This is a genomic window from Nonomuraea endophytica, from assembly GCF_014203235.1.
Lineage (GTDB): Bacteria > Actinomycetota > Actinomycetes > Streptosporangiales > Streptosporangiaceae > Nonomuraea > Nonomuraea endophytica.
In genome coordinates, this window is sequence record NZ_JACHIN010000006.1 from 399,591 (window position 1) to 416,654 (window position 17,064).

Annotated in this window: 18 protein-coding genes; 10 read left to right on the forward strand and 8 right to left on the reverse strand. The window is 72.5% G+C overall.

Features of this window, described 5'->3' with window-relative positions; genetic code table 11:
* Positions 1-33: 33 nt before the first annotated feature.
* From HNR40_RS24005 to HNR40_RS24015, 3 genes are all read right to left on the reverse strand, one after another.
* A complete protein-coding gene (locus tag HNR40_RS24005; RefSeq protein ID WP_184964932.1) occupies positions 34-513 on the reverse strand; it encodes a hypothetical protein in 480 nt (159 codons plus the stop codon).
* A 48-nt stretch (positions 514-561) separates the two neighbouring features.
* Positions 562-1,968: an LCP family protein gene (locus tag HNR40_RS24010; RefSeq protein WP_184964934.1), complete on the reverse strand. Its 1,407-nt coding sequence runs from the start codon at positions 1,966-1,968 to the stop codon at positions 562-564.
* Positions 1,969-2,056: 88 nt separating this feature from the next.
* Positions 2,057-2,329 (reverse strand): hypothetical protein, encoded by a 273-nt coding sequence (locus HNR40_RS24015; protein ID WP_184964936.1) that lies wholly within the window; start codon positions 2,327-2,329, stop codon positions 2,057-2,059.
* A 322-nt stretch (positions 2,330-2,651) separates the two neighbouring features.
* Here HNR40_RS24015 and HNR40_RS24020 point away from each other — a divergent pair, with 322 nt between their 5' ends.
* Positions 2,652-3,212, forward strand: a complete 561-nt coding sequence (locus tag HNR40_RS24020) for an RNA polymerase sigma factor (protein ID WP_184964938.1) — start codon at positions 2,652-2,654, stop codon at positions 3,210-3,212.
* Positions 3,205-4,176, forward strand: coding sequence for a CU044_5270 family protein (locus tag HNR40_RS24025; RefSeq protein ID WP_184964940.1), 972 nt, complete (start codon positions 3,205-3,207; stop codon positions 4,174-4,176). Before HNR40_RS24020 ends, HNR40_RS24025 begins: the two co-directional genes overlap by 8 nt.
* 58 nt (positions 4,177-4,234) lie before the next feature.
* Here HNR40_RS24025 and HNR40_RS24030 read toward each other — a convergent pair whose 3' ends face one another.
* Positions 4,235-5,131, reverse strand: a complete 897-nt coding sequence (locus HNR40_RS24030; protein ID WP_184964943.1) for a phosphotransferase — start codon at positions 5,129-5,131, stop codon at positions 4,235-4,237.
* Positions 5,132-5,189: 58 nt separating this feature from the next.
* On the opposite strand from HNR40_RS24030, the gene HNR40_RS24035 reads away from it, so the two are divergent.
* Positions 5,190-5,510 (forward strand): antibiotic biosynthesis monooxygenase family protein, encoded by a 321-nt coding sequence (locus HNR40_RS24035; protein WP_184964945.1) that lies wholly within the window; start codon positions 5,190-5,192, stop codon positions 5,508-5,510.
* A 121-nt stretch (positions 5,511-5,631) separates the two neighbouring features.
* Here HNR40_RS24035 and HNR40_RS24040 read toward each other — a convergent pair whose 3' ends face one another.
* Positions 5,632-6,159: a GNAT family N-acetyltransferase gene (locus tag HNR40_RS24040; RefSeq protein ID WP_184964947.1), complete on the reverse strand. Its 528-nt coding sequence runs from the start codon at positions 6,157-6,159 to the stop codon at positions 5,632-5,634.
* A gap of 60 nt (positions 6,160-6,219) precedes the next feature.
* Between HNR40_RS24040 and HNR40_RS24045 the strand changes: the two genes are divergently transcribed.
* Entirely contained in the window at positions 6,220-6,687 is a 468-nt protein-coding gene (locus HNR40_RS24045) for a MarR family winged helix-turn-helix transcriptional regulator (protein ID WP_184964949.1), read from the forward strand.
* A gap of 283 nt (positions 6,688-6,970) precedes the next feature.
* Entirely contained in the window at positions 6,971-8,851 is a 1,881-nt protein-coding gene (locus HNR40_RS24050) for a DUF8189 domain-containing protein (protein WP_184964951.1), read from the forward strand.
* Here the strand turns inward: HNR40_RS24050 and HNR40_RS24055 are convergent.
* Entirely contained in the window at positions 8,823-9,212 is a 390-nt protein-coding gene (locus tag HNR40_RS24055; protein ID WP_376773498.1) for a MerR family transcriptional regulator, read from the reverse strand. The genes HNR40_RS24050 and HNR40_RS24055 overlap by 29 nt on opposite strands.
* Positions 9,213-9,256: 44 nt before the next feature.
* Here HNR40_RS24055 and HNR40_RS24060 point away from each other — a divergent pair, with 44 nt between their 5' ends.
* Positions 9,257-10,150, forward strand: a complete 894-nt coding sequence (locus HNR40_RS24060) for an NAD(P)-dependent oxidoreductase (protein ID WP_184964953.1) — start codon at positions 9,257-9,259, stop codon at positions 10,148-10,150.
* On the opposite strand, the gene HNR40_RS24065 is transcribed toward HNR40_RS24060, so the two are convergent.
* Positions 10,135-10,713 carry a dihydrofolate reductase family protein gene (locus HNR40_RS24065; RefSeq protein WP_184964955.1) on the reverse strand — a complete coding sequence of 193 codons (579 nt, stop codon included), beginning with the start codon at positions 10,711-10,713 and terminating at the stop codon, positions 10,135-10,137. The two genes, HNR40_RS24060 and HNR40_RS24065, sit on opposite strands and share 16 nt — an antisense overlap.
* 220 nt (positions 10,714-10,933) lie before the next feature.
* Between HNR40_RS24065 and HNR40_RS24070 the strand changes: the two genes are divergently transcribed.
* The 4 genes from HNR40_RS24070 (at position 10,934) to HNR40_RS53665 (ending at position 16,280) form a co-directional block, all read left to right on the forward strand.
* Positions 10,934-11,272: a YciI family protein gene (locus HNR40_RS24070; RefSeq protein WP_184964957.1), complete on the forward strand. Its 339-nt coding sequence runs from the start codon at positions 10,934-10,936 to the stop codon at positions 11,270-11,272.
* Positions 11,269-12,444, forward strand: coding sequence for an RNA polymerase sigma factor (locus tag HNR40_RS24075; protein ID WP_184964959.1), 1,176 nt, complete (start codon positions 11,269-11,271; stop codon positions 12,442-12,444). The genes HNR40_RS24070 and HNR40_RS24075 overlap by 4 nt, the downstream gene beginning before the upstream one ends.
* A 265-nt stretch (positions 12,445-12,709) precedes the next feature.
* On the forward strand, positions 12,710-14,539 hold the full coding sequence (locus tag HNR40_RS24080; RefSeq protein ID WP_184964961.1) for a poly(A) polymerase: 1,830 nt from the start codon (positions 12,710-12,712) through the stop codon (positions 14,537-14,539).
* A gap of 7 nt (positions 14,540-14,546) precedes the next feature.
* Positions 14,547-16,280: a GNAT family N-acetyltransferase gene (locus HNR40_RS53665; protein ID WP_221340746.1), complete on the forward strand. Its 1,734-nt coding sequence runs from the start codon at positions 14,547-14,549 to the stop codon at positions 16,278-16,280.
* On the opposite strand, the gene HNR40_RS24090 is transcribed toward HNR40_RS53665, so the two are convergent.
* Positions 16,228-16,950 (reverse strand): AMP-binding enzyme, encoded by a 723-nt coding sequence (locus HNR40_RS24090; protein WP_184964963.1) that lies wholly within the window; start codon positions 16,948-16,950, stop codon positions 16,228-16,230. The genes HNR40_RS53665 and HNR40_RS24090 overlap by 53 nt on opposite strands.
* Positions 16,951-17,064: the final 114 nt, after the last annotated feature.

A 17,064-nucleotide genomic window follows, 5' to 3' on the forward strand; every position in this document is an offset into this window, starting at 1 on the left:
CGGCAAACCAGGCGAACGTTGGGCAAACACCGCTCAGGCCTCGCGGGGCGGCGCGGGCACGTCGCTGTAGTCGACCTCGGGCAGCTTGGTGATGGCCCCCGCGCCCACGCGCACGTGCACGACGCCGTCACCCTGGGCTCCGGCGCCGGGCGGCACCGCCAGGAAGCCCTCCCAGTGGTCGGCCCCGCGCCGCCAGGCCAGCAGGAAGGCCGGGTCGCCGCCCTTGATCAGCACCATCGGCGGCATCCGCAACGGCGGCGGCTCCGTCTCGCCGGGGCCGGGGCGCGGCACGGCCGAGTAGTCGACGCGGGGCAGGTTGTTCAGCTCAGCGGCCGGGGCCCAGCGGTAGTTGAGCCCGTGCACCGGCTCGCCGCGCACGTCGACCTGCGACTGCGGTACGGCGAGCCGGCCTTCCCAGTGGTCGGTCCCGCGTCGCCAGGCGAGCAGGAACGCGGGAGTCTTGCCCTGGTACAGAACCATCGGCGGCATCTGGAGCGGTTCGACAGCATCCACACCCGGAGAGTAGCCGGGCGCGGCGACAGAAATGCCCCCTCCGGAGAGTCAGGCCGCGCAGGTGGAGGCCAGCTTGGACACCCCGCCGGATGGTTTGGGCTTCTTGGTGACACCGGCCGAGGGCGTGCTCGTAGCCGACGGCGTCGGCTTGGTCGTGATCCCACCGACGGTGGCGGTCCGTACGGCCCGGCGGATGCGCGGGAAGTCCGGATAGGCAGGGTTGTAGGCAGGCGGCACGAAGCTCATCGTCGCCACCCGCCCCGACTTGACCCGGTCGGCCAGCGGGACGAGTTCACCCAGCAGGTCGCGCGGGATGTCGGTGACGAACGTGCTCTTGGCGGCGCGGGCCAGCGCGTTGAACTTCAGCAGCACGTTGGCCGGCTGGAGCTGGCTGAGCATCGCGTTCATGACGCACTGCTGGCGCTTCATCCGGGTGCTGTTGTCGCCTCCGGCGCAGCTGCTGCCGGGGTGGTCGCGGGCCCTGCCGTACCAGAGGGCCTGCTCGCCGTTGAGCTTGTGGGTGCCGGCCTTGACCACGCCGCCGTCGCTGCGGCCGACGCCGTAGCAGATGTCACGCTCCACCTTGATGGTGACGCCGCCCAGCGCGTCGATCAGCCGGGCCACGCCCCACATGTTGACCATCATGTAGTAGTCGACCTTGAGGCCGAGGATCTGGCCGAGCGCGCCCTTGAGCGCGTCTCCGGCGCGGGTGCGCGCGTGCCCGGCGACCTCGGGGTGGGCGTCGGCGTACGCCCACACGCCGTTGAGCAGGTCGGCGCTGCCCCGGCCCTGACCGGGGGGCAGCCAGAAGTTCTTGGGCGGCGGGAACCGCTTGGCCATGGCGCTGCCCGGCGGGAACGGGGCGTTCTCCATCTCCCTGGGCAGCGCGAACAGGACCGAGTCCCCGGTCTTCACGTCGATGCTGACGACGTTGATGCTGTCGGTCCTGATGCCCACGCCCTGCCGGGAGGCGGCGCCGTCGCCGCCGAGCAGGGCGATGTTGAGCCGCCGGCGCCCGTCGAAGGGGTCCTTGGGGTCGATCGGCTTGCTGGCGGTCTCCTTGAACACCTCGTCGATCGCCTCGTTGGAGGTGCGCGCGGTCGCCGCCACGAAGGTGAACGGCACCGCCACCGCCACGGCCAGCACCCCGGCGACCGCCCCGGTGGCGGCCTGCGCCCGGCGCGGCAGGCTCCCCGGCCGCATCGCCACGTACGAGGCGACCACCACGGCCGCCCAGGCCAGCCCGCCTACGACGCAGCCGACGATCAGGCCGGTCACCACCGACGGGTCCGCGACCAGCCCGGCGAGCTGCGTGCCGTTGACCAGGACGACCGTCGTGAGCGTCGCCAGAAGCAGGACGTAGAGCGTGAGGATCACGATGCCGGTGCGCCGCTTGCCCGCGCGCAGGTGCGCGGCGCCGGGCACGAGGACGGACAGCAGCGTCCAGCCGATCACTGACAGAACGCTCGACTTGCCCACGCCGCCTCGGCTTTCACGACAAACGTACAGATGTGGGCAAATAAGGTAGCAGGGGTTTCACCGGTCACGAGACGACAGTTCCGGCTCCCTCCCATCCGAGGGTGGAGGCGCGGGGGCACAGGCCTACCGGCATGAGCCGGGGACCCGCGGGCTCGCCGCCCTCGATGCGGCGGACGAGCAGGTCGAGCAGCGCGTTCGCGGCCTCGGCCGCGCTGCCGGGGAGCTTGTCGGGCTTGGCGAGCACGAGCAGCGTGTCGCGGCCGCGCGCCCGCGACCACTCGGCGTGGGCGCGTTCGGCGTCGGTGAACCACGACCACTCGATGTCGACGGAGAGCACGGAGAGCATCGCGACGCGCTCGGCCAGGACTTCTTCGGTGCGGAGATGGGAGGCGGGGGTGCCGTTCCTGGTGAAGCTGGGGGTTCTCGAACTGACCGCAGGGGTCCTGACGGACTGGTTCGTGCTTCCCCGCCGCCGTCCGCCCCGACCTGGCCGACAGCCGGGCCATGCGCTGGGTGGACACGATCACCTTCCTCGGCCTGTCCACCGGGTACGTGGTGCTCGCCGTGGCCGTCCTCCTGCGCTGACGCCTCATCCGTGAACCTTTCGGGCGCCCCCCGGCAAGTACGGGTGTTCCCGAATTCCCACGGAAAGGCCCTCTATGAAGGGATCGACAGCGACCGCGGAAGGCGCGGACGCGGCCCTGATAAGCCGGTCGTTGCAGGAGCCGGACGCCTTCGCCGAGATCTTCGACCGGTACGCGCCCGCGCTTCACCGCTTCGCCGCGCGCAGGCTCGGTGACGAGGCGGCCGACGACGTCGTCTCGGAGACCTTCCTGAACGCCTTCCAGCACCGGCGCCGCTACAACGCCGAGTACGGCACCGCCCGCCCCTGGCTGTACGGCATCGCGACGAACGTCATCCGGCGGCGGCGCCGTACCGAGGTCTCGCACTACCAGGCGAGCCTGCGCGACGGCGCGAGGCCGCTGCCGTCCGGGCTGGTGGAGGACGGGGTCACCACGCTCGCGGTGAACCGGCCGCTGGTCTCGGCGATCGCCGGGCTGAAGGCGGGCGACCGCGACGTCCTGCTGCTGGTGGCGTGGGCGGAGTTCACCTACGAGGAGACGGCCGCCGCGCTGTCCATCCCCGTGGGAACGGTGCGTTCGCGGCTCAACCGGGCCAGAACCCAGGTGCGAGAGGCTTTGGAGGCCAATCATGGATGAGATGACCCAGGTCAGGCAGCTCTGGGCGGAGAAGCCGGAACCGGACCGGCAGAACCTGGCGCCGCTGCGCGCGTCGCTGCTGCGGGACACGCGACGGCCCCGTGGCTCGCTCTCGCGGGGGCGAGCGATGCCACGGCTCCTGCTGGCCGGCGGGCTGGCGGCGGCGGTGACGGCGGGCCTGGTCGTGTTCCTTCCCGGCGCGGCCCCGGCCAGCGCCCAGGAGGTGCTGCGGCGGGCCGCCGCGGCCGCCGAGGAGCAGCCCGACCTCAAGCCGGGACCCGAGCAGTACGTCTACACCCGCTTCCAGAACCAGCGAACCCAGGTCCAGAACGGCAAGGGGGAGCTGACGAGCGGAGTCGAGGAGCGCTGGGAACCGGCCGTGGGCCGCAAGCCGTGGCTGATGCGCGAACGCGAGACGGGCCAGGCGGACGCGCCGGGACTGCCGCGGGCCCACTTCCCCCTGTCGAGCGGGATCACCGACAGCGTCTTCGAGCTCGACTGCGCGACGCCGCCGTCCGGCGAGCTGACCTATGCCGGAATAGCCGACGTCACGCCCGCCGAACTGCGCGAGCGGGTCGCGGCCGGGGGGCCCGACGTCTGGCAGACGGTCAGCCTGCTGATCCGTACCGCGGCGGTCCGGCCGAGCGTGACCCCGGAGCTCTACAAGATCGCCGCCGAGATCCCGGGCATCAGGCTGATTCCCGAGCGGGTGGACGCCGCAGGCAGGCCCGGCATCGCGGTGGCGCTGGACAAGGACGGCGCCAGAAGCGAGATGATCTTCGATCGGGAGACGTTCCGCTATCTCGGCGACCGGTATGAGGAGCTCGAACCGGCGAAGCGGACCAACGGCAACCCGAAGATGCGACTGGTCACCGTCAACTCCAGCGCGCTGGTCGCCGTGGACGTGGCCGACGGGCTCCCCCGGCTCGCGCCGGACGCCACCACCTCCAAGATCCCCTGCTGATCTCCGGTACGGCGGAGCCGCTTCCCAGGCCATGGGCGGCTCCGCCGTACCGGATGATTCAGGGAGCGTCGGCGAGGATGCGGTCCAGGGTGCGGCGGCCCATGTGGCTCATCACCGGGTTGCTGGCGACGTAGTACCAGACCACGCCCATCGCCTGCACGAAGGCCCACGCCTTGCCCCGCGCCCACTCCAGGTCGCCGCTGCCGACCCGCTCGCGCAGGATGGCCCGGGGCCCTGGCTCCAGCAGGTGCCAGGCGCTCACGAGGTCGAGGGCGGGGTCGGCCGGTCCGAAGCCGCCCACGTCGAGCACCCCGGCCAGCCGGCCGCCCGAGACGAGGACGTTGCCGGGGATCAGGTCGCCGTGGTTCATGACGTCGGCGGACTCGCGGGGCAGGGTCCGCAGGGCATTCCAGGTGGCGCGCAGCCGGGGGACGTCGAGCAGGTGCTCGCTCTCGCGCAGGCACCTCTCCACCCAATCGTCGTGCGTGGTCAGGTCGCCGCCCCTGCCGCCGCCGGTGAACCTGCGACCGCGCGTCTCGACGGCGCGCAGCCCGGTGATCAGCTCGGCCAGGTCGTGCGCGAACGCCGCCGACTCCCCCGGGTCCTCGTCGCTGGCCACGGCGCCCGGCAGCCAGGTCTGCACCGACCACGGCAGCGGGTAGCCCTCCCCCGGCTCGCCGAGCGCGATCGGCTCAGGTGTGCGGAAGCGGGTGGCGTCCAGCAGTTCGCGGGCCGCCGCCGCCTCGGCCTCCAGCCACCGGCGGGCCGCATCGGGCTCGCGCGCCTCGATGGGGAACCTGGCCGCGAGATCCCCGCCGATGCGGAAGATGGCGTTGACCGTGCCCTGGCTTTCGACCCGCCTGACCGGCAGGTCCTTCCATGCGGGGAACTGCCCGGCGACGAGCGCGCGGACCGTGTCGAGGGGGACGGCCAGTTCGTCGGCGTGCATCTTCATCGGAAGAGCCTACGCTGTGGCGTGATCAGGCTCTGACAAGGAAGGCCAGGTGCAACGCATGATCGCGCGAACGTGGCGTGGATGGGCCGGAAAGGCGACGGCCGACGACTACCAGCGGCACTACGGGTCGGAGGTGGCGGTTAATCTGCGGAAGATCGACGGCTTCCTCGGCGCCCGCCTGCTGCGGCAGGACGACGGCGACGAGGTGCTGTTCACCTCGATCGCGTACTTCACCGGCATGGACGAGATCCGCGCCTTCGCCGGTGAGGATCCCGGGCAGGCGGTGCTCGCTGACGTGGCCCGCCGCGCCCTGACCCGGTGGGACGAGCGCGTCACCCACCACGAGGTCGCCGTGGACCTGCCGGTCCACGACTCCTGACCGTTTTCCACGGTCACACCACCGGGGGCGGGCCGTCCGACAGGTGCGCCCGTCCCCGCAGGCGTCCACCCGCTGCGGCTGTCTCCCGCGGGCCGTCCACCGGGGGGCGGCCCGGCGTTGGCTACCTCAGGGGGCGGACGCGGACGGTGGTGCGGACGTGGTGTTCGTCGAAGTAGTCGGCGACCTTGACGTAGCCGTGCTCGTCGTAGACGCGGCCGAGCACCGGGCTGTCGGCCCAGTGGTCCAGGGCCAGGGCGGGGGCGTCGTGTGTTCTGGCCAGGCGTTCGGCCTCCGCCATCAGGGCCGGGCCGACGCCCCGTCCGGCGGGCCCGCGGTCGGTCATCACGGTGTGGATGAACATCGAGCCGTCGGGGACGGTGCCGGGCGGGATGCGCGGCGGCGTCGCCGGGGCCGCGGCCAGCATGCCGACCTGACGGCCGTCGCGTTCGGCCAGGGTGATGACGCCGAGGCCGGTCCACTCCGCCACCCGGCCGGGGAAACCGGGGATCTGGGAGAAGGGGACCGTGCCCCACTGTTCCGGCAGGTCCTGGGCGATGAGCCAGGCGTGGACGGAGTCCATCAGGTCCAGCAGGGCCGGCACGTCGTCGGGCGTCGCGGGTCGCAGGTGCGGCGGAAGGGTCGCCATCATGGCCTCCAGGAGGGTTAGACTTCGGTCGAGCCCAATTGATTCAATAATCTAAGGATTAGATTGTCAAAGCAATCCAGGATCGAGGCCGTGGCCAGGGCCGTACAGGATCTGCAGGACGCCACGGACCTCATCGACGAGCTGGCCGCGCGGCGGCTCGGCGTCAACAGGACCGACGTGCGCTGCCTGAGCCGGCTGACCGCGCGCGGCCCGCTCACGGCGAGCGAGCTGGCGTCAGGAGCGGGCCTGACCGGCGGCGCGGCCACCACCGCCATCGACCGGCTGGAGCGGGCCGGGCTGGCCGAACGGGTACGCGACACCGCCGACCGGCGCCGGGTCCTGGTCCACCTGAGCGAGCGGGGCCGGGCGGCCGTCGAGGAGGTCTGGGGTCCGATCGCCGCCGAGGCCCAGGCCGGACTGCGCCGCTACACCGTCGCCGAACTCGAGGTGGTCGAGACGTTCCTGCGGCTCGCGCTGCTCAACCAGACCCGGCACGCCGAACGCCTCCGCAAGGACAACGCGGAGGAATGACCGGAACGCGGACGAGGAAATAGCGGAGCGGATCACCCGGGCGTGGAGCGAAGGCCACGCCCGCTGACGAATCGCTTGCCGCAGGACAGAAGAACACTGACAGTGCCTTTGCGCATCAATCCCGGCCTGTCCCTCTTGTATCCATGATCCTTTCATTGATACGGAGGGGGAGGAATTGAAGAAGAGTGTGTGCCTTTTCCTGGCGAGCCTGCTGATGACCGCTATGGGAGCGGTCCTGCCGGCCGAGGCAAAAATGTCCAGGCTTATCGAGCATGTGCATTTTATGCATTTCCTCGCACATGAGGATGATGACCTCCTCTTCCTCAATCCCGACATCCACCAGACCATTCGCGCCGGATATCCGATCGCGTCCGTTTTCCTCACCGCGGGCGAGGCGCAGGAGGACCACGCCTACGCCGAGGGCAGGCGCGAGGGCTCGCGGGCGGCGTACGCGCGCATGGCGGGCGTGGACGCGCCGGTCTGGGACAGCGAGGCCCTTCGGGTCGGCGCGCAGGTCGTCGAGCACAACCACCTGCGCGGCACCGGGGTGCACCTGCTGTTCCTGCGCCTGTCCGACGGCGGGAACAAGCGCCGCCAGGACGCCCGCGGGCGCGGCGCGCTGGTCCGGCTCTGGGACGACCAGGGGAAGGCGGGCTGCCTGCCGACGTTCACCGAACGCGGCTCGCCGTACGAACAGTGCTACACCTACGGCGGGCTCGTCGGCACGCTGCGCAAGCTCATGGAGATGTTCACCCCGCACGCGATCCGCACGCAGGACCCCCAGCCGGACCTCTACCGCACGCACGACCACCCCGACCACGTCCAGACGGCGCGCTTCACCGCCGAGGCCGCCCGCCAGCACCGTCACGTGAACCCGCGGCTGGTCGAGATCAACTTCCGCGACTACTTCATCCAGGACGTCCCGGCCAACCTGGGCCCGGCCGAGCGGGACATGAAGAAGGACGTCTTCGACGCGTACGCCCCGCACGACCCGCTGGCCAGGGACTCCGACCTCAACTATCCGGCCTACGTCTGGAGGATGAACCGGATGGTCTACCGCTGGACCGGTGAGCTGCTGCGCGTGGCCGCCAACGCCGACAAGCGGCTCAGCGTCCTGTCGGTGCAGGGGCGCCGCGTGGTCTCCTGGGACCAGGGCGCCGACGGCCGCTGGCGCGGGCCCAGCTCGCTGGGGTACGCCGGTGAGTGGCTCGCCCCGGGCGTCGCCGTCGAGCGTGACCGCGACGGCAGGCTGCGCGCGTTCGCCATCCGGCTGCGCGACAACGGGCTGACCGACGCGATCGTCACGACCACGCAGCGCACCCCCGGCGGCCCGTGGACCGGCCAGTGGACCGACCTCGGCCGCCCGCCGTACGGCGGCAACCGCACCGGGACGCCCGCGCTCGCGCTCGACCAGCTCGGCAGGATCAACGTCTTCGTCCAGACCGGCACCCACCAGATCAGCTACCGCACCCACTACGGCAACGGCCGATGGTCGCCGTGGTGGACGCTGTCGGAGCGGGGACTGCGCAGCGGCATCACCGCCATGCGCGACCGGTTCGGGCGGATTGAGCTGTTCGCCACGTTGTGCGCCCGCGCGGATCCGGCCAGGACCCGCTGCGACTCCGCGCGCATCCTGCGCTGGCGGCAGACCGAGCCCAACGGCAGCTTCCGCTCGGCTCCCATCGGCTCCACCACGCCCGGCAGCCCGCCGACGCTCGTGCTCAACGCGGACGCGCGCCTGGAGCTCCTCTACCGTCAGGGCGACCTCGACACCGGTACGGTCACCGTCGGCGACGTCGTCAGAACCCAGCAGGAGCCGCCCTCCTACGGATGGGCTGCGGCCTCGACGCTCCCGGCTCCCGGCGGCGTGGGAAACGTCCAGGCCGCCCGCGGCCCGAACGCCTCCATCCCCTCATCCCGGGTGGTGCTGGCCGTACGCAATCCGGCCATGGGCGTCTCGGTGGCCGTGCAACAGGAGGCGAACGGCGCTTACGGCCCCTGGCAGGACCTCGGCGGGAAGATCATCGGCGTGCCCGCCGTGTCCGCCGACAGCTCGGGCCGCGTGATGGTCTTCAGCCTCGGCGTCAAGGGCCAGCTGTTCGCCTGCTGGCAGGAGGAGGTGGGCAGTGCGCGGTTCACCCCGTGGCGGATCCTGGGGTGGTGAGCGCGCGCCGCTCGGTGAGGTCGAGGTAGTCGTGGAGGACCTGGCGGGTGCCCACCAGCGCGTCGATGCTCTCGTCGAGCCTGGTCAGGCGCTCGCGCAGGCCGTTCACCAGCTCGGGGCAGGGCTCGAGCTCGGGCCGCGCGCCGCTGGCGCAGGGCAGCACGTAGCCGATCTCCCGCGTCGACAGACCGGCCGCGAGCAGCTTCCTGATCTGGGTCACGGTCAGGACGGCGGCGTCGCCGTACTCGCGGTAGCCGTTGGGGCCGCGGTCCGGCTCCAGCAGGCCCTGCGACTCGTAGTAGCGCAGCTGGTGCGTGTTGACCCCGGTCCGCCGGCTCAGCTCACCGATGTGCACGGTCACGTCTCCTTGACATTCATATCGGTGTGAACGTTGAGGATTCTGCCATGAACACTAACCGGCAAGACGCCGTGACCGTCCTCGGCCTCGGGCTGATGGGCGAAGCCCTGGCCCACGCCTTCCTGCGCGCCGGCCACCCCACGACCGTGTGGAACCGTTCGCCGGGCAGGGCGGACCGCCTCGTCGCCGAGGGCGCGCGCCTGGCCGGCTCGGCCGCCGAGGCCGTCGCCGCGAGCCCGCTCGTGGTGGTCTGCCTCACCGGGTACGACGCCGTCCACGACCTGCTCGCCCCGCTGGAGAAGACCCTTGACGGCCGGGTCCTGGTGAACCTGACCTCCGGCACCTCCGGGGCCGCGCGGGAGACCGCCGCCTGGGCCGAGAGCCGGGGCGCCGGCTACCTCGACGGCGCGATCATGGCCGTGCCCCAGTCCATCGGCACCGACGACGGCCTCATCCTCTACAGCGGGCCCCGGCCGGTCTTCGACAGGTACGAGCCCGTGCTGCTCGGCCTCGGCGCGAAAGCCACGTACCTCGGCACGGACCCAGGGCTGTCCTCGCTCTACGACGTGGCCTCGCTGAGCCTGTCGTGGAGCGTCCTGAACGGCTTCCTCCAGGGCGTCGCGCTGCTGGGCACCGCGGGGGTGGACGCCGCGACGTTCGCCGCGTTCGCCAAGGAGGGCCTCGGCGCCGTGGTCGGCTGGCTGGACGGGTACGCCCGGCAGATCGACGACGGCGCGTACCCGGCGCTGGACGCCACCATCGACACCCAGCGGGCGGCGATGGCGCACATCGTGCACGAGAGCGAGGCGCTCGGCGTCAGCGCCGAGCTGCCGAGGTTCGTCAAGGCCCTGGCCGACCGGGCCGCGGCCGCCGGGCACGGCGGCAGCGGCTACGCGGCGATGATCGAGCAGTTCCGCACGCCGCCTCAGGAGACGGTGTAACGCAGCAGGACGTTGCCGGAGCCGTCGAAGCGGCGGCTCTCGGCCAGGCTCAGCCCGCCGACCGGCGCGGTGAAGATGGGGGTGCCCTCGCCGAGCCCGGTCGCGCCGACGACCAGGTGCAGTTCGTCGACCAGGCCGGCCGCGAGCAGCGCGTTCCAGGTGATCCGGCTGCCGAACGTGACGATGTCGCCGGTGGTGCCGGCCTTGAGCTTCTCGACGTGGGCGTGGGCCTGGGCGCGCGGCACGACGGTGGTCTGTTCCCGCCAGTTCGCCACCTCGTCGTCGGTGAGGGAATCGGAGATCACGTTGACCGGGATGCGGCCGTAGACGCCGCCGAACTCGCGGTTCACCTCGCTGGCCTCCGGGTTGGCCGCCTGGGCCGGCCAGAAGCCCATGAACATGCGGTAGGAGCCGGCGCCCAGCAGCAGCGCCTCGGCCGCCTGTATGCGCTCCAGGTTGTAGGCGTCGAAGGCGGCGTCCATGGGCAGCACGAGCGGGTTGCCCTCGGAGCCGGCGTAGAAGCCGTCGAGGGACATGATGTTGCAGACGATCAAGCGGCCCATGACGGGCTCCTCTCGGCGGGGTGTGAACGTGGGACGAGCTTGTCCAATCGGCGTTCCTCCGCGGTAGTGCCGGGTTACCGGGGAGCGTGTGAAGGATTCACGACCGCGGCGGCACGGGTAACTCCTGAGCGGGGGAGAAAATCGGCCGGGCCGGGGTGTCGATTTCGCCGCGGCCCGTTTGTCTATGACGCGACCCTTCCCGAGGACCCAGGAGGAAACGATGAAGTACATGCTGCTGATCAGCCATGGCGATCCGGGCGCGTGGGAGAACCTTTCCGAGGAGGAGCAGAAGGCGCTGCCTGCGGCGTACCAGGCGATCGAGGAGACGCCGGGCGTGACACCCGGGCAGTGGATGCAGCCGCCGGACACCGCCACCACCGTGCGGGTGCAGGACGGCAGGACGCTGACGACCGACGGGCCGTTCGTGGAGATGAAGGAGGCGATCGGCGGCTACCTGTTCTACGAGGCCGACGACCTCGACGCGGCGATCGAGCTGGCCGGGCGGATCCCGGCGGCCCGCATGGGCGGCGCGGTCGAGATACGCCCGCTGAACCAGTGACCGACGTGCTGGAGCGGGTCTTCCGCGAGCAGTGGGGACGTGTTCTGGCCGCGCTGATCGGCTACCTCGGCGACTTCGACCTCGCCGAGGAGGCCGCCCAGGAGGCGTTCGCGATCGCCGCCGACCGGTGGCCGCGCGACGGGACGCCGGACCACCCGGGCGCCTGGCTGATCACGACGGCGCGCAACCGGGCGCTCAACCGCGTCCGCCGCGACCGCACGCTGGCCGAGAAGACCCGCCTGCTCGCGACGCCGCCGTCCGGGGACGACACGATGGACGACGCCGTGTTCCGCGACGAGCGGCTCGAACTCATCTTCACCTGCTGCCATCCCGCGCTGTCCATGGAGGCGCAGGTCGCGCTGACGCTGCGCGCACTCGGCGGGCTCGGCACCGGCGACATCGCGCACGCGTTCCTGGTGCCGGAACCGACGATGGCGCAGCGGCTGGTGCGGGCCAAGCGGAAGATCAGTGCGTCCGGGATCCCGTTCCGGGTGCCGGCCGACCATCTGCTGCCCGACCGGCTGGCCGCGGTGCTCGCGGTGGCGTACCTGATCTTCAACGAGGGGTACACCGGGCGGGTGGACCTGGCGGGCGAGGCGATCCGGCTCGGGCGGGCCCTGGTCGAGCTCATGCCCGACGAGGCCGAGGCGCACGGGCTGCTGGCCCTCATGCTGCTGCACGACTCGCGCCGCCTGGCCCGCTTCCGCGACGGCGAGCTGGTGCTGCTGGCCGAGCAGGACCGGTCGTCGTGGGACGCCGCCATGATCGCCGACGGGCGCCGCGTGCTGGCGCGGGCGCTGGCTCTGCACGGGCGCGGGCCGTACGTCGTCCAGGCGGCGATCGCCGCCCTGCACACCGAGGAGCCGGCCGACTGGCCGCAGATCGCCATGTTGTACGGCGAGCTGGCCCGGCTGACCGGTTCCCCGGTGGTCGAGCTGAACCGCGCCATCGCGATCGCCCAGACGCGGGGGCCGGAGGCCGGGCTCGAGATCATCGACGGGCTTCCGCTCCGGGACTTCCACTACCTGCACGCCGCCCGTGGGGAGCTGCTGGACCGTGCCGGCCGTACCGTGGACGCCCGTGCCGCCTACGAGCGCGCGCTCGCCCTCGTCCGCGACGACGCGGAACGGCGGCTGCTCCTTCGCCGGCTGGAACGGCTCGCCCGGCCTTGATTTATTGGCTGGAGGGCGCTTTCGCCCCGCTTGTACAGTGACCCCCAGCCGGCCGGGGGAGGGATCATGCGCGTGCACTATCCGCGTACCCCTCACCTGCCCTGGTCGCCGGGCGCGACCCCGGACGACGTGCGCGCGGGCGATCTGTCCGGGCTGCGCGGGCGCGAGGTCGTGGTGACGGAGAAGCTCGACGGCCGGGTCAGGCCCATCGCACCTGGTACGTCGGTGAGCGCGGGACCGTGGACGACATGGACGGACGGCTGTGATGCGTACCAGCGAAGAGGTCTATCACCGGGTCCGCTGGGATCCGCGCTTCGACCCGTCCCGGTTCGTCCTGGGCGTCGGGCAGCGTGACGCGGCGCCCAAGCGGGTCGCGCTGGCCGCCTTCACGCCGGGTGGTGAGATCCCCTGGCATCGGGTGCTGTTCGTCGAGGCGGACGGCGAGCTGGTCTGGGACCGGGCCACCGGCCTGGATCGGCTCGACACCTGCGAGGCCGGCCGGGCGCGGGACCCGCGCCGCCTGCGCCCGCCGTTCTTCACCGCGAGAACGCCGCACGCGTGGGACCCGGCGGGAGCATGGCGACCCGCCACCGGCCAGCCAAGCTCCGGACCTGCCATCGGCCAACCGGACCCCAGACCTGCCGCCGGGCAACCAGGCGCCGGACCGGCCCACGGGCAGCCGGGTTCCGGAGCTGCCGACGGGGTGCCGGGTTTCGGGACTGGTGGTGGGATGCCGGGGGTTGGGGGTGGGGTGGTGCGGGTGCTGACGTGGAACACGTTGTGGGACCGCTACGACAGCGACCGCATCGACACCGCCCGCCGCCGCGCCCTGCTCCTGCGCGCCCTGGAGGACGCCGACGCGGACGTCCTGGCGTTGCAGGAGGTCGAGCCCGCGCTGGTGTCCATGCTGCTGGGCGCCCCCTGGGTACGAGCCGCGTACACCCTGGGCACGGACCCCCACGGACCGGACGTGGACGACGGTGGCCTGCTGCTGCTCAGCCGGCTGCCCGTGCGCGAGGCGGCCGCCCATGAGCTCGGCCCGCACAAGTCGGTGGCCGCCATCGTCGTGGACACCGCCGCCAGCCCGCTCGTCGTCGCCGTCACCCATCTGACCAGCGACCATTCCACCGACGGCGCGGGCAGGCGGCGCGCCGAACTGACCCGGATCGCCGAGGGGCTGTCCGGCCTGGACGGCGACGTGGTCCTGATGGGCGACTTCAACGACGGAACGGACACCCCGGAGTCCGCTCTCCGCCTGCGCGACGCCTGGACCGAGGCGCACGGAGCCGACGAGACCCCCACCTTCGACCCCGGCGTCAACCCGCTGGCCGCGCTCTCCTCCCGGTCCGGCCGAGCGGCGCGCCTGGACCGGGTCCTGCTCCGCGGACGGCCCCTCCGTTCCATCGGTGACGGGCACGCTCGTTTCGCTGTCCTGGCCAGGCAGGTGAAGGCGTGGGCACACGCGCGTGGCCTGGACTCCGCTCCGTTCGGCGGCCTGCCAGGCCTGGCCTGGGCGGTCATGGCCGCGCGCACCGTACGCGAGAGCGGCCCCGATGACGACCCGCTGAGCCTGTTCTTCAGCACGTGGGCAGCCTGGGACTGGCGCGACCCGATCGCCCTGGACAACACCGCGACCACCCGGGAACCGGCCCCCGTCACGGTGCTCACTCCCAGCGACCCGGTGCGCAACTGCGCCCGCCAGGTCGGCGACGGCGGCCTGGACCTGCTCACCCAGGAGCTCTACCGGGCCTGGGAGCTCACCGAGGACGGCCGGAGCGCCGAACTGCTGTCCGCGCCGCCCCTGCACCGCAGGCACGCGGCCTGGGCGGTGGTGACCGTCCGCGCGCGGGACGAGCTGGGCCGGGTCAGAGGACGGATGCTGGATCTGCTGGCCGCCCTGGCCGAGGAGGGGGCGGCGGACGCGCATGCCTGGCCGCGCCCGTTCGAGAGCGGGCAGACCCGTTACGCGATCGGCCTGGGCCGCACTCCCCCGCGGGCCGGGCGGCTGGGCGAGATCGCCGGCCGGTGGGCCCGGGATCTGGCGGGCGTCTCGGTCGAGTACGCCGAGGGCGGGGCCGTACCGACCTTGATATGAATGCCGGGTGAGCGGACGGGTGCGGCTGAGGGCGGCACGGCCGGACGAGGCCGGGCCGCTGAGCGGGCTGGCGATGCGCTCCAAGGCGTCCTGGGGGTATGACGAGGCGTTCATGGAGTCCTGCCGGGAGGAGTTACGGCTGCGCGACGTCGTCGGCCGCAGGACCGTGGTCGCCGAGCGGGACGGCGGCGTGGTGGGGTTCGCCACGCTGGACGGCGACCGGCCGGACGGCGAGCTGGGCATGCTGTTCGTGGAGCCGGAGGCGATCGGCCAGGGCGTGGGCCGCCTTCTCTACCGGCGGGTGCTCGAGGAGGCGGGGCGGATCGGGTTCACCCGGCTGTCGATCGCCTCCGACCCGCACGCCGTGGGCTTCTACCTGGCGATGGGCGCGCGGCGACACGGCGAATCCGGCGGGTTGCCGCTGCTGGTGGCGTGGCCGCCGGGGCCGGAACCGGCGTGGGTGAAGGCGTGGACCGGCGGCCGGCCGGCCGTGCACGTCGGCAACGTGGCCGAGTTCAACCGGATGTTCAGCCCGGTTCCGGCGGGACGTGACCATTACTCCTGCCTCGCGGTGTTCGCGAGCCCGCGTCCGGCGGCCGTGATCCTGCCGGAGCCGGTGGACGCGGCGTGGGTTCGGGATCTGGCTGACGTGCTCGGCTGGGGCGAGGTGGAGGTCCACAGCGGTGTCGCCGAGGACGGCGGGGTGTCGGCGGCGATCGCCTCCAGGCCGGACCTCATGGAGTGCCTGGGCCGGGGGCGCGTGCTGCCGTGGGGGCGTACCGCGGAGTTCGAGCGGATCGTCCCGTCGGCCGCCGGCGTCCTCCGGGCCGTCGAGAGGTTCGAGTCCAAGCGCGGCGCGCACGAGCTGTTCCGGGCACTGGCCCCCGCACATCCGGGGATCTTCATCCCACGGCAGCGGCCGGTCGGCTCGCGGCGGGAGCTGCTGCGCGAGCTGGCCCGGGGAGAACCGCTGGTGCTGAAGACCGAGTACGGCGTCGGCGGCTCCGGCACGCTGGTCGTGACCGGGGACACGCCGCGCATCGGGGCACTGGCGCGACGGTGGGCGCGTGAGGGCGGGCTGCTGGAGGAGTACGTGGACGGTTCGGGCCCGTTCCGCGCCCCGACCTTCGACGCCGTCATCGACGACGCCGGCGAGGTCCACCCGGTCGGTGCGGGCGCGATGGTGATGGACGGCACCCGCTACCAGGGCGTCACCGTCGGCCCCGGCGTGCTGCCCGCGGCGCTCACCGAGACGGCCGCGCGGTTCGGCGGCGCGGTGGGCGAGGCGCTGGCGGCGCACGGGTACCGGGGGTGGTACGACGTGGACTACGTCACCGGCCCGACAGGCCGGCTGGCCCCGACCGAGATCAACCTGCGGCTCACCGGCCCGGCGGCGGCGTTCTGCGTCCAGGCCCGGCTGGACCGGCTCCACGGCGGCCGCCACTTCGTGCGCACCCTGGACGGCCTGCCGCTCGGCGCCCGCCTGCCCCCGGCCGCGCTGCGCGCCTATGTCGCGCGGGTGGCGGAGGAGTGCCGGGGGCTCGGCGCGACGCTCCTGGTCACGGTGCCGACGGCGGCCGCGGAGGCGGAGCCGTACCTCGGAGTGGCGATCGCCGCGCGCACGGCCCGCGCCCTGGACGAGGCGGAGGCCGCACTGCGCGGCGCGAACGAGGCGCTCGGCGCCATCTTCACCGCCTCGGCGCGGCCACGAAGAGGACGAGCACGGCCGCGGCGATCATGAGGGTGACGTTGAACCCGTAGACCAGCGCGGCCTGGCGCGGCCAGTCGGTCTTGGCGGCGAGCCGGTAGAAGTTGTCCTGCGGCCACCACGCGACCAGCAGCCAGGTGATCGCCAGCTGCGCGAGCGTCGTCAGCCACGCCGGACGGCCCAGCCGGGCCAGGAACGTCCGCCCGAACACCAGGAACATGACGCCCAGCCCGAACGACACGTACTCGGCGGCGTAGAGTCCGCGGAAGAACCCCGCCCAGGGCTGGGGCACGCCGGTCAGATCCGTCGAGTACGGCCAGAGCACGTCCGTCAGCCCGAACGCCACCATCCCCGCCACCACGGCGACCATCGCCCGGAAGGGCGCCATGCTTACGGCGTCGCCGCCCCAGCCCGCCTTCCCACCGGCGCTCCGCCTCGGCCCGGGCCGCACGGGCAGCGGCAGGCTCTCGTGCTCGACCTCGCCCTCAGGCGTGCGCGGCAGCACGGGCACCACGGCCACCAGGTCGGGCACCTGCCGTTCCGGCAGTCGCTCGCGCAGGAACGAGGCGAGCTCCTCCCCCCGCGTCCCGCCGCGCGCGACGACGTAGGCGATCAACGTCGCCCCGTCCCTGAGGACGGCGCAGTCGGCCACCTCCGGGTGCGCGCGTAACTCCCTCTCGATGACGCTGAGGCGGTCCGGCATCCACGGCCCCCGTATCCGGTCGGCGATCGTCGTCCCTGACGTTGTACCCCAGCCTCTTGCGGAGGCGTCGCGCTCGCGGTCATGCTCGATCTTCGAAGCACAAGTCGATCGCGG